The following is a 13,322-nucleotide window of genomic DNA, read 5'->3' as shown; positions in this document are numbered from 1 at the left end:
ATGAACCAGCCGCTCGCGGGCTACGCTCCCGCGCCCGTGACCGCCCGCATGGAGAACCACGGCAACCACATGGTGAAGGTCGCCATGCAGACCGGGAACGACCTCCTCGCGCGCGTGGGGTCGATGGTCGCCTACGAGGGGTTCGTCCAGTACGAGCCCAACCCGCCGGCCGTGCGCCAGATCGCCAAGGACTGGATGACCGGCGAGGGCGCGCCCCTGATGAAGTGCTCCGGCGACGGACTGCTCTACCTCGCCGACTACGGCGCGAACGTCGTCGTGATCAACCTCAACGGCGACGGCATCTCCGTCAACGCCACCAACCTGCTGGCCTTCGACGCCCACCTCACGTGGGGTGTCGAGCGGGTGAAGGGCCTGGCGAAGTTCGCCGGACAGGGCCTGTGGAACACCAAGATCTCCGGGCAGGGCTGGGTCGCGCTGACCTCCCGGGGCAAGCCGATCGTCGTCGACTGCGGCGGTGGCGAGAACGAGACGTACGTCGACCCGGACGCGCTCGTCGCCTGGTCCCCGAACCTGAAGGTGAAGGGCAAGCGCAGCTTCAAGGCGCAGTCGCTGATCGGCCGGGGCAGCGGCGAGGCGTACCAGATGGCCTTCTCCGGCCAGGGCATCGTCGTCGTCCAGCCCAGCGAGGACAGCACCGACCGTCTCCGGGTCCGGGGCTGAGGGGGAGCACCACACCATGCAGAGTCCGCTTTTCGCCCACAACGACCAGCAGACCCAGGAGCGCTGGAGCCTGCAGAACAAGCAGATGCTCCGGCTCGCCCTGGAGGGTCATGACGACATCCTCGCCCGCAAGGGCACCATGGTCGCCTACCAGGGCCTGATCGAGTTCGACGCCGAGTACCAGAGCAACGACCAGGGACGCTCGCGGGCCCACACCGGTGAGGGCCTGGACCTGATGCGCTGCCACGGGCAGGGCACGGTCTACCTCGCCAACCTCAAGCAGCACATCCACCTGATGGACGTCGACCAGGACGGGCTGACCGTCGACAGCAGCTATGTGCTGGCGATGGACTCCTCGCTGCACCACGAGGTCATCGCCGTGGACAGCCTCTACGGCATCTCCGGCTCCGGGAAGTACCAGCTCAACATCACCGGCCGCGGCAAGGTCGCCCTGATGACCTCGGGCATGCCGCTGATGATGCAGGTCACGCCGGACAAGTACGTCAACTGCGACGCCGACGCGATCGTCGCCTGGTCCACCAGCCTGCGCGTCCAGATGCAGGCCCAGACGCACTCCTCCGGGGTGTGGCGGCGCCGCGGCAACACCGGCGAGGGCTGGGAGCTGAGCTTCATGGGCAGCGGCTACGCGCTCGTGCAGCCCAGCGAGCTGCTGCCGCCGCAGAACGCCCAGCTCGGTTCGGGCGTCGCCGCCCAGTACGGCATGGGCCAGCAGGGCGCCCGCGGCCAGAACCAGGGCAACGTCTGGAGCTGAGCCGGGTCAAGGGGTGACCGCGAGGGCGGTCACCCCTTACGGCTTCACAGGCCGGCGCGGGTCGCTTCGAGCAGCCGTACGACGGAGTCGTCCGCTACGTCCGCCACCTCGTCGTAGGCGAACCAGCGCAGGTCGAGCGACTCGTCGCTGATCGCCTCCACGGCTCCGCTCGGGGCTATGGCGGCGTACTGCACGTCCAGGTGCCACGCGCAGGGCGTCCAGTGCCGGTCCAGGCGGACCGGGGTGCTCCGCAGCAGGCGCAGCGAGGGGATGCCCGACTCCTCCGTGGCCTCCCTCAGGGCGGCGCCCGCGAGGGTGTCGTCGGCCCGCTCGCAGTGACCGCCCATCTGCAGCCACATGCGCAGCTTTCTGTGGAGCGTGAGCAGGACGCGCTCGCGCTCGGGGTCGATCACCAGGGCGCTCGCCGTGATGTGCCCGTCCTTGCAGTCCTTCCACATTCCGTCGGAATGACGGTCCAGATGGTCCAGGTAGACCTGGCGCAGATCCTGCTGGTCCGCGTAGGTCTTCAGTACCTGGACCGCGTCGCCGTGCAGAGTCACTTCGAGTCGTCGTCCTTCTCCGGCTTACCGGCGGAGCCGTCCGCCGCCTCGCCGAGCATCTTGTCCAGCTCGGAGAAGTCCAGCTGCTCGCGGTGGACGAAGCCGTCCGGGTCGTCCAGGTCGGTCGCCGTCGGCAGCATGTCCGGGTGGGACCACAGGGCGTCCCGGCCGTCCACCCCGCGCGCGTCCGTCAGCGACGCCCACAGACGCGAGGCGTCGCGCAGCCGGCGCGGACGCAGCTCCAGACCGATCAGCGTGGCGAACGTCTGCTCGGCCGGGCCGCCCGAGGCGCGGCGGCGGCGCAGGGTCTCGCGCAGCGCGTCCGCGGAGGACAGACGCGGCTTCGCGGCCGCGTGCACCACCGCGTCCACCCAGCCCTCGACCAGTGCCAGAGCCGTCTCCAGACGGGCCAGGGCGGCCTTCTGCTCGGGCGTGTCCTCCGGCTGGAACATGCCCTGCTGGAGCGCGTCCTGAAGCTGCTCGGGGTTCTGCGGGTCGAACTGGCCGACCACGTCCTCCAGCTTGGCGGTGTCGACCTTGATCCCGCGCGCGTAGCCGTCGACGGCGCCGAACAGGTGCGAGCGCAGCCACGGCACATGGGTGAACAGGCGCTGGTGGGCGGCCTCGCGCAGGGCGAGATACAGCCGCACCTCGTCCTTCGGCACGCCCAGGTCCTTGCCGAAGGCGTCGATGTTGACCGGCAGCAGCGCGGCCTTGCCGGCCGGGCCGAGCGGCAGGCCGATGTCGGTGGAGCCGACGACCTCGCCCGCGAGCACGCCGACGGCCTGCCCGATCTGCGTGCCGAACATGGCGCCGCCCATGGACCGCATCATGCCGATCAGCGGGCCCGCCATGGCCTGCATCTCCTCCGGCAGGACATCGCCCATGGCGGTCCCGACGCGCTCGGCGACCGGGTCCACGAGCTCCTTCCAGGCCGGCAGCGTCGCCTCGACCCACTCCGCGCGGGACCACGCCACCGCGGAGCCCGCACCCGAGGGCAGCGACGTCGCGTCGTCGAGCCACAGGTCGGCGAGGCGGACGGCCTCCTGGACGGCGGTGCGGTCGGCGGGGCCGACGCTCGTGTCCTTGGTGCCGTCCGACGTGCCCTGGGAGACCGTCTGGCGGGCGATCTGCTTGGCCATGTCCCAGTTCACCGGACCGCCCTCGTACGAGAGCATCTGGCCGAGCTGCTGGAACGCGGCGCCCAGGTCGGTGGGGTTCAGCGAGCCGAACATGGCGGCGAACGGGTTGTCGGCACCTGGACCGCCCGGGCCGCCGAAGCCCCCGCCACCGGGCAGGCCGCCGAAACCGAACGGGTTGGCAGGTCCCTGACCACCACCGCTCTCCTGGTCCTTCTTCTTGCCCTCGTCGCCGTCGTCCGGCTCCTCCGGCGGAAGGCCGAATCCGAATGGGGTGTCACTCACGGGATTCCTCGGCTGGTAAGGCCGCCGGTTCTGCTCCGACGGCACGACTGCCCGATAACACCACCCAGCGTAGACACCACGGGCGGATAGGGCCTCGGTGCTTCGCCGACTCTCGGCCTGCGGCAGGATGGATGCCACCTGGTACGTACGCGTCACTCGCGTCCGTACTGAAGACAACCGCTGGAGACGCCCGGTGAGTTCCCCTGATCCGCAGGTTCGCGCAGCGCGAAACCAGTCAACCAGTCCCGCGGCGCGCGGGCCCGTCGTGGCGGTCACCGGTGCCGCGTCCGGCGTAGGAGCGCTGCTCACCGAGCGGCTGGCCGCGTCCGAGGAGATCAAGCAGGTCATCGCCATCGACGAGCGGCGCGGCGAGTGCGCGGACGCGCTGTGGCACATCCTGGACGTGCGGGACCCGGCCATCGCGGAGAAGCTGCGCGGCGCCGACGTGGTCGTCCATCTCGCGCTCGATCTCGACCTGGAGACCGACGGAGCCGCCCGGACGGCGTACAACGTCCGGGGGACACAGACCGTGCTGACCGCCGCCGCGGCCGCCGGGGTGCACCGGGTCGTCCTGTGCACCTCCGCGATGGTCTACGGCGCCCTTCCCGACAACGAGCTGCCGCTGTCCGAGGACGCGGAGCTGCGGGCGACCGCGGAGGCGACCGGCGTCGGGGATCTGCTGGAGGTCGAGCGGCTCGCCCGGCGGGCGCCCCGGGCGCATCCGGGGCTGAACGTGACCGTGGTGCGGCCCGCCGTCCTCGTCGGCGGCACGGACACCGCGCTGACCAGGTACTTCGAGTCGCCGCGGCTGCTGGTGGTGGCCGGGTCGCGGCCGGCCTGGCAGTTCTGCCATGTCGAGGACCTGTGCAGCGCTCTGGAGTACGCCGTCCTGGAGAAGGTCGACGGAGAGCTCGCCGTCGGGTGCGACGGATGGCTGGAGCAGGAGGAGGTCGAGGAGCTCAGCGGGATCCGGCGGATGGAGCTGCCGTCCGCGGTCGCGCTCGGAGCGGCGGCCCGCCTGCACCGGATCGGACTGACGCCCTCGCCGGCCGGGGACCTCGCGTACACCATGTATCCCTGGGTGGTGAGCGGGAGCCGGCTGCACGCCGCTGGCTGGCGGCCCCAGTGGACCAACGAGGAGGTGCTGGCCGAGCTGCTGGAGGAGGTCGCCGGGCGGCACACGGTGGCCGGACGGCGGCTCGGCCGCAAGGACGCGACGGCGGCGGGGGCGGCGGGTGCGACGGTGGCCCTGCTGGGCGCGGCGGCGGTGGTGCGGCGGGCACGGAAGGCCCGGCGGCGGATCTGACGGGGCGCCCGCTGCCGTCGGGCGGGGCCCGCGTCGGCAGCCGCCGTCTGTAGGAGGCTCCAAAGACGCACGCGTGTGTGCCGGGTGATTTCGGTATTCCGCGGGTTCCTCCGGGTGGGGCACGATGGGGGCATGGCACCCATGAACGACCACCCCGGCGAGCTGACCGGGCAGGACCCCATCAAGTTGATCGCCGTCCGGGAGACCGCGCTCTCGCTCGACGAGGTCTTCCGGGCCGTCGGGGACGACGCCGCCGGGGGCACCGCCCTGTTCGTGGGGACCGTGCGCAACCACGACGGGGGTGCCGACGTCGATGAGCTGGGGTACTCCTGTCATCCCAGTGCCGACAGCGAGATGCGGCGGATCGCCGAGAAGGTGGTCGGTGCGTACCCGGTGCGGGCGCTCGCCGCGGTGCACCGGATCGGGGATCTCCAGGTCGGGGATCTGGCCGTGGTCGTCGCCGTCTCCTGTCCCCATCGCGGGGAGGCCTTCGAGGCCTGCCGGAAGCTGATCGACGATCTCAAGCACGAAGTGCCCATCTGGAAGCACCAGAAGTTCTCCGACGGCACCGAGGAGTGGGTCGGCGCCTGTTGAGCCGTGCCCCGCCCGCCTCTCCGGTTGCGTAACCGCACCCCTGCCCCGAGCGTTGTCAGTGCGGATGGTTAATCTGCTGATCAGTCAGTTGCGGTCGCTCACTGGGGTTGGGAGGACGGCATGGCGGCGCTCGCCTGGTTGCTGATTCCGCTTGTCGCTGCGATCGGCGCCGGTCTGTGGGGCAGTTGGGCCCACCGGACGCGAAAGGCCCGGAGCGACGGTCCTGAGCTGGACGGATATGCCCGGTTCCGCGCGGCCATGGAGAAGACTCGGCCCTGACGGGACGCCGACAGGGGTGTCACGTACTGTCGAGGCATGCCACGCCGCACCGCGACGATGCTCGCCTCCACCCTGATGCTGATCGCGCTTCTGTGCGCGGGAGTGTTCATCCCCGTGCCGTACTCGGAGATGTCCCCGGGGCCGACGGTGAACACCCTCGGGGACCACGGCGGCGAGCCGGTGCTGCAGATCTCGGGACGCAAGACGTACGCCACCAGCGGGCACCTGAACATGACCACGGTCCGGGTCACCAGCGCCGACTACCGGATGAACCTCGTCGAGGCGGTCTACGGCTGGCTCGCGCACGACAACAAGGTCGTGCCGCACGAGACCCTCTACCCCGACGGCAAGACGGAGGAGGAGTCCACCCAGGAGAACGCCGAGGAGTTCAGCCAGTCCCAGGAGAGCGCGAAGGTCGCCGCGCTGGAGGCGCTGGACATCCCCGTGCAGTCCTGGGTGATCGTCTCCACGGTCGTCAAGGACTCCCCGGCCGAGGGCAAGCTGCACGCCGGTGATGTGATCAAGGCCGTCGACGGCACCGCCGTGCGCGAGCCGGCCGACGTCGCCGAACTGGTGACCAGGCACCAGCCCGGCGAGGACGTCGACTTCACGATCGTGCCCGCCAAGGAACAGGCCGCGGCCGAGAAGGAGCAGCGGGCGACGGCCAGGACGGAGAAGGTCACGATCACCACCACGACCGCCGACGACGGCGGCGAGAAGCGCGCCATCGTCGGGATCTCCGCCGGGACGGACCACACCTTCCCGTTCAGCATCGACATCAAGCTCGCCGACGTGGGCGGGCCGAGCGCGGGTCTGATGTTCGCGCTCGGCATCTACGACAAGCTCACCCCGGGCAGCCTCACCGGCGGCTCCTTCGTGGCCGGCACCGGCACCATCGACGACGACGGCAAGGTCGGCCCCATCGGCGGCATCGAGATGAAGACCGTCGGCGCCCGCGACAAGGGCGCCCGGTACTTCCTCACCCCGGCCGCCAACTGCGCGGCCGCCGCCCAGGACACCCCCGACGGGCTCACCCTGGTCAAGATCGGCACCATGGACGACGCGCTCGGCGCCCTGAAGGACATCCGCGCCGGCGACACCGCCGACCTGCCGACGTGCGGCGCGAGCTAGGACGCCGGGACCTCAGTCCTCGAACGTCGCCGTCAGCGCCTCCGCCAGACCCGGCACCAGGTCCTTGCCCGTCAGGACCTCCGTCGGGGTGTCCTTCTCGCGCAGCCGCAGGGCCGACTCGCGGGTGCCGTCGCGCAGCACGGCGACCGTCATCCGGACCTCCTGCCGCTCGGGGTGGTCCGCCACCCACTTGGTCAGCGCGGCCCCGCTCAGGTCCTGCGGCACCTGGGCCTCCGCGGACGGCGGCAGCATCAGCCGCTCCACGGTGAGCGCGCAGCCGGTCACCGCGTCGGGCCAGGCGATGGTGCCGAGGAATTCGTCGAGCGGCTTGCCGGTGGGCACCTCGTCCTGCTCGATGGGGGTCAGGCCGGAGGTCTCCTGCTCGTCCTCCAGGCCGAGCTGGCGGGCGAGGCCGGGTTCCTGGGCCCGCAGCCGTGCGGTGTCTACGAGGGCGAACAGGCGGGCGGGCTGGTCCCAGCCGAGGCCGGAGGCGTACTCGTCGATCTCGAGTACGGCCCGGGTGAGCGGGCTCGCCGCCATGGGAGTGTTGGACATGGTCACAATCCTGCCTCGTTCCCACCCGGAATCGGGAACCGAGTAAAGCGTGAGTAAGTTGCATAGGTGTGGGCCTACGATCACGAGGCCCCCCGGAGGGCTCCACGAGACGTGGGCCTGACGGATCAACAGCGAACTTCGAGGTGCGCACCTTGGCTTTCCAGATGCCGGACCGCGGCGGAGGCCCGACGGGGCCACGGATCAGAGTGGGCCGCCCGTCCCGGCGTGTCCGGACCCTGCTCATGACGCTGGGCGTCCTTGCCGTACTCGGCATGGCGTTCACCATGTTCGCGGGCTTCTGGACGGACTGGCTCTGGTACCGGTCGGTGAACTATTCGTCCGTCTTCACGACCACCCTGTGGACGAAGATCGGTCTGTTCTTCGTCTTCGGCCTGCTGATGGCCCTCTCGGTGGGCCTGAACATCTGGCTGGCGCACCGGCTGCGCCCGCCGCTGAGCGCCATGTCGATGGAGCAGCAGAGCCTCGACCGCTACCGCATGGGCATCGCGCCGTACAAGAAGTGGCTGCTGCTCGCGATCACCGCGCTGGTCGGACTGATCGCCGGCGCCTCCGCCTCCGGGCAGTGGCGGACCTGGCTGATGTGGGTCAACGGCGTCTCGTTCGGCCAGAAGGACCCCCAGTTCGATCTGGACGTCTCCTTCTACGCCTTCGACCTGCCCTGGTACCGGTTCCTGCTCGGCTTCGGCTTCGCCGCCGCGATCCTGTCCCTGATCGCCGCCGCGCTCACCCACTACCTGTACGGCGGGCTGCGCATCACCAGCCCCGGCGCGCGGGCCACCGCGGCGGCCACCGGGCATCTGTCGGTGCTGCTCGGCATCTTCGTCGCGCTGAAGGCGGTCGCCTACTGGCTCGACCGGTACGGCCTGGCCGTGAAGTCCAGCGACTTCAAGGCGACCGACAACTGGACCGGTCTGCGGTATGTCGACGCCAACGCCTATCTGCCGGCCAAGACGATCCTGTTCTGCATCGCGGTCATCTGCGCCCTGCTGTTCTTCGCCACCCTGTGGCGGCGCACCTGGCAGCTGCCCGTCATCGGCTTCGGCCTGATGGTGCTCTCGGCGATCCTCATCGGCGGCCTGTACCCGGCGATCGTCCAGAAGTTCCAGGTCCAGCCGAACGAGCAGGCCAAGGAAGCGCCGTACGTGGAGAAGAACCTCCAGGCGACGCGTGAGGCGTACGGCATCGACGACGCCAAGGTCACCGAGTACTCGGGGCAGAGCGGCACCGACGACAAGGCCCAGCTGCGGGACGACGTCGACAAGGCCGCGAGCATCCGCATCATGGACCCGAACATCGTCTCGCCGACGTTCCAGCAGCTCCAGCAGATCCGGAACTACTACGGCTTCCCGACCAACCTGGACGTCGACCGGTACAGCAAGGACGGCAAGGACCAGGACACGGTCATCGGTCTGCGTGAGCTGAACCTCAGCGGCATTCCGAAGAACAACTGGATCAACGACCACTTCCGCTACACCCACGGTTACGGCGCGGTCGCCGCGGAGGGGACCAGCGCCGACTCCCAGGGCCGCCCGGTCTTCACCGAGTCCGACCTGCCCTCCAAGGGCGATCTCGGCAAGTACCAGCAGCGGATCTACTACGGCGAGAAGACCTCGACGTACTCGATCGTCGGCGGTCCCCAGAAGGAGATCGACTACTCCGACGACACCGGTGAGAAGACCTACAGCTACGAGGGCAACAGCGGGGTCAACCTCTCCAGCCCGGTCAACCGCGCCGCGTACGCGGTGGCGTTCAGCGAGCCGCAGATCCTGTACTCCGGGGCGATCGGCGAGGGTTCGCGGATCCTGTACAACCGCACGCCCAAGGAGCGCGTCGAGGCGGTCGCGCCGTGGCTGACCATCGACGGCGACGCCTACCCGGCGGTCGTGGACGGCAAGATCCAGTGGATCGTCGACGCCTACACGACCACCAACGGCTATCCGTACGCGTCCCGTACGACCCTCGGTGACACGACGGCCGACTCGCTGACCGCGACGAACGACTCCCGCGCGGTGGTGGCTCAGCAGAACCAGGTCAACTACATCCGCAACTCGGTGAAGGCGACCGTCGACGCGTACAGCGGCGAGGTCAAGCTCTACCAGTGGGACACCCAGGACCCGGTCCTGAAGACCTGGATGAAGGCCTTCCCGGACACGGTGGAGTCCAAGAGCGACATCTCTCCCGCCCTGATGGCCCATCTGCGGTATCCGCAGGACCTGTTCAAGGTCCAGCGCGAGCTGCTCAGCCGCTACCACGTGGACGACGCGACGACGTTCCTCAGCGGCAGCGAGGTGTGGCAGGTGCCGGACGACCCGACCAACAAGTCGGGCAACGCGGTGCCGCCGTACTACCTGAGCATGAAGATGCCGGACCAGAAGTCCCAGGCGTTCTCGCTGACGACGACGTTCACCCCGAACGGCCGTGACAACCTCAGCGCGTTCATGGCGGTCGACGCGGAAGCGGGCACCAGCGACTACGGCAAGATCAGAATCCTGAAACTGCCGACGAACACCACCGTCAACGGGCCCAAACAGGTCCAGAGCCAGTTCAACTCCGAACAGGACATCGCCGAGACGATCAGCCTCCTCAGCAGAGGCGACTCGAACGTCGAGTACGGCAACCTGCTCGCGGTGCCACTGGACGGCGGACTCCTCTACGTCGAACCCGTCTACGTCCGCGGCGGCGGGCTCAAGTACCCCCTCCTGCGCAAGGTGTTGGTGACCTACGGAGGCAGTACGGCCTTCGAGGACACCCTCGAAGAGGCGCTCAACAAGATCTTCGGATCGGAGGGTACGAGTCCGGAGCCGACGGAGCCACCGGAGGACGACGGTGACCCCAGCAAGCCGACGCCACCGCCGACGAGCGAGGACCCGACGGTCCAAGAGGCGCTGAACGACGCCCAGAAGGCCTTCGAGGACGGCCAGCAGGCGCTGAAGGACGGCGACTGGGAGGCGTACGGCCGGGCGCAGGAAGCACTGGAGGAAGCGCTGCGGCGGGCCGAGGAGGCCCAGGCCGGCGAGTCCGGTGACGGCGGGGACGACAGTCCCAGCCCCAGCCCCAGCCCGGACAGCAGCTGATCAAGCCCACCCCGCGCCGTGATACTGTTGCAGAACAACGGCGCGGGGTGGAGCAGCTCGGTAGCTCGCTGGGCTCATAACCCAGAGGTCGCAGGTTCAAATCCTGTCCCCGCTACTGATGGCGAAGGCCCGGATCCTGACAAGGATCCGGGCCTTCGTGATGTGCGAACGCATGTGCCGAGCGGTGGGGACGGCCGTGCCGCGGTGGGGAGTTGGCCCATCTGTGTTTGACTTGTCTCTCTGTGGGCATGTCGACAAAACGCTGAAGTGACCTCACTGGCTGCGGTATACGAGGTGTACCCAGGTTGCAGGTGGTGCGACGATGGACGTTATGGGGGACAAGGCAACTCTGTTGGAGACAGGGCGTTTTGTGCAGTCTTCCGACCGGGACGAAGCCGGTGAGGCCGCCGAGGAACTGCGACTGCGGCTCGCGGCGGAGACCGGCGACGCCGAGGCGATGAGCGTCCTCGGCGCCATGCTGCTGCGCCGCGGCGATCTCGACGCGGCCGAGCCCCAGTTGCGTGCCGCCACCGCCGCGGGGGACCGCGCCGCCGCCAACAATCTGGGCGTCCTCCTTCATCAGCGCGGGTACGCCGAGGAGGCCGCGGGGTGGTGGCGGGTGGCCGCCGTCGCCGGATCGGCCGCGGCCGCGCACGCGCTGGGCCGCCATCACCGTGAGCGCGGGGACGAGCCGGCCGCCGAGTACTGGCTGCGGCAGTCCGCCGAGCAGGGGCACGCGCTGGGCGCGTACGCGCTCGCCGATCTGCTGGAGCACCGCGGTGACACCGACGCCGAGCGATGGATGCGGGCGGCGGCCGAGCGGGGGCACCGGGAGGCCGCGTACCGCCTGGCGCGAGCGCTGGACCGGCGGGGCACGGGGGAGAGCGACGGTGACAACGGTGTCGGGGTGGACCCCGGCACCGCGGGCGAGGCGTCCGCCGCGGCGGACGCCGAGCAGTGGTACCGCCAGGCCGCCGCGCGCGGACACCGGCGGGCCGCGCTGCATCTCGGCGCGATCCTGGAGCGGCGCGGCGAGCTGCGGGAGGCCGGGCGCTGGTACCTGACGTCCGCCAAGGACGGCGAGGCACGGGCGGCGTGTGCGCTCGGGTTCCTGCTGCGGGACGCGGGGGACACCGAGAGCGCCGCCGTGTGGTGGCTGCGGGCCGCTCAGGAGGGCGACGGGAACGCCGCGAACGCGCTCGGCGCGCTGCATGCCGAGCGGGGCGAGACCCAGACCGCCGAGCGGTGGTACCGGGCCGCGATGGACGCCGGTGATGTGAACGGCGCGTACAACCTCGGGCTGCTCTGCGCCGAGCAGGGGCGGACCGTGCAGGCCGAGCAGTGGTACCGGCGCGCGGCGTACGCCGGGCACCGGGAGGCAGCCAACGCGCTCGCGATCCTGCTGCTCCAGGGCGGGGACACCGCCGGCGCCGAGCCGTGGTTCTCCAAGGCCGCGGAGGCGGGCAGCGTGGACGCCGCCTTCAACCTGGGGATCCTCTTCGCCGGGCGGGGAGAGGACGGCGTCGCGCTGCGGTGGTACGAGCGGGCCGCCGCCGCCGGTCATACGGAGGCGGCGCTCCAGGCCGGTATCGCCCGGCTGCGGGACGGGGACGAGGGCGGGGCCGAGCGGCATCTCCGGTGCGCCGCGGGCGGCGGCAGCGCGGAGGCCGCGTACCGGCTGGCCACCGTGCTGGACGCCCGGCGCCCGCCGGCGCCCGCGCATGAGCTCGGGGAGTCCGTGCACGAGAAGAGCGAGTGCGAGGAGTGGTACGAGCGGGCCGCCGGGCAGGGGCACCGGCGCGCGCAGGTGCGGGTGGGAATGCTGGCCGCCGCGCGGGGCGATGTCGTGGAGGCGGCCCGGTGGTACCGGGAGGCCGCGGAGGCCGGTTCCCGGAACGGGGCCTTCAACCTCGGGCTGCTGCTTGCCCGGGAGGGGAGTGAGCCGGAGGCCGCCGTGTGGTGGACCCGGGCCGCGGACGCCGGGCACGGTCGGGCGGCGTTGCGGCTCGCCCTGGTCTACGCGCGTCGCGGCGAGCTGGCGGAGGGGCAGCGGTGGGCCGACCGGGCGGTGGCCCTGGGGCCCCGGGAGGTCGCGCAGCGGGCGGCCCGGTTGCGGGACGCCCTGCGGGAGGAACTGTCGGCGTAGCGCGGCTCCGGAGATCTTCCGGGGCCGCGCCCGCGTAAAGCGATTTGCTTCTGTCCGCGTCCTTGACGTAACGTTGCATTCACCGACGCGGGGTGGAGCAGCTCGGTAGCTCGCTGGGCTCATAACCCAGAGGTCGCAGGTTCAAATCCTGTCCCCGCTACTGAAGACCAAGGGCCGGAACCCATCAGGGTTCCGGCCCTTGGTGTTGCCCGGCTGGCGCAGTCCGGCAGCAGCCGAAAAAACCCCGGCACCGTTCGCACGATGCCGGGGCTCCTCGCGGGCGTCTGGTTACGCGACCGCCGCGCAGTTCGGGCAGAGGCCGCGGTACGTCACCTCGACGTCGGAGACCGTGAAGCCGTAGCGCTCCGAGGAGGGCAGGTCGGCGAGCGGGTTGCCGGTCGGGTGGACGTCGCGGATCGCGCCGCACTGGGCGCAGACCAGGTGGTGGTGCGGACGGTGCGCGTTCGGGTCGTACCGCTTGGCGCGCTTGTCCGTGGCGACCTCGATCACCTCACCGAGCGTGACCAGCTCGCCCAGGGTGTTGTAGACGGTCGCGCGAGAGATCTCGGGCAGCTTGGCGACAGCCCTGGCGTGGACCTCGTCGGCCGTCAGATGGACGTGTTCGCCGTCGAGGACCTCGGCCACGACGCGCCGCTGCGCGGTCATCCGCCATCCACGTCCGCGCAGCCGTTCCAGAAGGTCGCTCATGGCCATCAGCCTAACAGCAAGAGGACCAGATCCCGAATAGGTGTGACTTTGGAACCTTATTTGACTTAGAC

11 protein-coding genes and 2 tRNA genes are annotated in these 13,322 nt (G+C 70.3%); 9 read left to right on the top strand and 4 right to left on the bottom strand.

The window, feature by feature from the left end:
• Both ACWD1Z_RS01035 and ACWD1Z_RS01030 read left to right on the top strand, forming a co-directional pair.
• Complete coding sequence (locus ACWD1Z_RS01035) at positions 1 to 681, top strand: AIM24 family protein (RefSeq protein WP_451114444.1); 681 nt, start codon at positions 1 to 3, stop codon at positions 679 to 681.
• Positions 682 to 697: 16 nt separating this feature from the next.
• Positions 698 to 1,453: an AIM24 family protein gene (locus ACWD1Z_RS01030; RefSeq protein ID WP_451114442.1), complete on the top strand. Its 756-nt coding sequence runs from the start codon at positions 698 to 700 to the stop codon at positions 1,451 to 1,453.
• Between the two features lie 44 nt (positions 1,454 to 1,497).
• On the opposite strand, the gene ACWD1Z_RS01025 is transcribed toward ACWD1Z_RS01030, so the two are convergent.
• On the bottom strand, positions 1,498 to 2,013 hold the full coding sequence (locus ACWD1Z_RS01025) for an NUDIX hydrolase (RefSeq protein ID WP_451114441.1): 516 nt from the start codon (positions 2,011 to 2,013) through the stop codon (positions 1,498 to 1,500).
• Positions 2,010 to 3,437: a zinc-dependent metalloprotease gene (locus tag ACWD1Z_RS01020; protein WP_451114439.1), complete on the bottom strand. Its 1,428-nt coding sequence runs from the start codon at positions 3,435 to 3,437 to the stop codon at positions 2,010 to 2,012. The genes ACWD1Z_RS01025 and ACWD1Z_RS01020 overlap by 4 nt, the downstream gene beginning before the upstream one ends.
• Before the next feature lie 193 nt (positions 3,438 to 3,630).
• On the opposite strand from ACWD1Z_RS01020, the gene ACWD1Z_RS01015 reads away from it, so the two are divergent.
• The 3 genes from ACWD1Z_RS01015 (at position 3,631) to ACWD1Z_RS01005 (ending at position 6,747) form a co-directional block, all read left to right on the top strand.
• Complete coding sequence (locus tag ACWD1Z_RS01015; protein ID WP_451114437.1) at positions 3,631 to 4,743, top strand: SDR family oxidoreductase; 1,113 nt, start codon at positions 3,631 to 3,633, stop codon at positions 4,741 to 4,743.
• A gap of 132 nt (positions 4,744 to 4,875) precedes the next feature.
• Positions 4,876 to 5,337, top strand: coding sequence for a molybdenum cofactor biosynthesis protein MoaE (locus ACWD1Z_RS01010; protein WP_451114435.1), 462 nt, complete (start codon positions 4,876 to 4,878; stop codon positions 5,335 to 5,337).
• A 315-nt stretch (positions 5,338 to 5,652) separates the two neighbouring features.
• Entirely contained in the window at positions 5,653 to 6,747 is a 1,095-nt protein-coding gene (locus tag ACWD1Z_RS01005) for a YlbL family protein (RefSeq protein WP_451114433.1), read from the top strand.
• A gap of 12 nt (positions 6,748 to 6,759) precedes the next feature.
• Here ACWD1Z_RS01005 and ACWD1Z_RS01000 read toward each other — a convergent pair whose 3' ends face one another.
• Complete coding sequence (locus tag ACWD1Z_RS01000) at positions 6,760 to 7,302, bottom strand: PPA1309 family protein (protein ID WP_451114431.1); 543 nt, start codon at positions 7,300 to 7,302, stop codon at positions 6,760 to 6,762.
• A 143-nt stretch (positions 7,303 to 7,445) separates the two neighbouring features.
• Between ACWD1Z_RS01000 and ACWD1Z_RS00995 the strand changes: the two genes are divergently transcribed.
• From ACWD1Z_RS00995 to ACWD1Z_RS00980, 4 genes are all read left to right on the top strand, one after another.
• Positions 7,446 to 10,397 carry a UPF0182 family membrane protein gene (locus tag ACWD1Z_RS00995; protein WP_451114429.1) on the top strand — a complete coding sequence of 984 codons (2,952 nt, stop codon included), beginning with the start codon at positions 7,446 to 7,448 and terminating at the stop codon, positions 10,395 to 10,397.
• A gap of 41 nt (positions 10,398 to 10,438) precedes the next feature.
• A tRNA-Met gene (locus ACWD1Z_RS00990) sits at positions 10,439 to 10,512 on the top strand.
• Between the two features lie 207 nt (positions 10,513 to 10,719).
• Entirely contained in the window at positions 10,720 to 12,543 is a 1,824-nt protein-coding gene (locus ACWD1Z_RS00985) for a sel1 repeat family protein (RefSeq protein WP_451114428.1), read from the top strand.
• An 86-nt stretch (positions 12,544 to 12,629) separates the two neighbouring features.
• Positions 12,630 to 12,703 (top strand) — tRNA-Met (locus ACWD1Z_RS00980).
• 128 nt (positions 12,704 to 12,831) lie between these two features.
• Here ACWD1Z_RS00980 and ACWD1Z_RS00975 read toward each other — a convergent pair.
• Positions 12,832 to 13,251 (bottom strand): Fur family transcriptional regulator, encoded by a 420-nt coding sequence (locus tag ACWD1Z_RS00975; RefSeq protein WP_451114426.1) that lies wholly within the window; start codon positions 13,249 to 13,251, stop codon positions 12,832 to 12,834.
• Positions 13,252 to 13,322: the final 71 nt, after the last annotated feature.

The organism is Streptomyces sp. NPDC002784 (assembly GCF_053592135.1).
The sequence above is the reverse complement of the archived record's forward strand: the minus strand, read 5'-3'. Positions and strand labels throughout refer to the sequence as shown.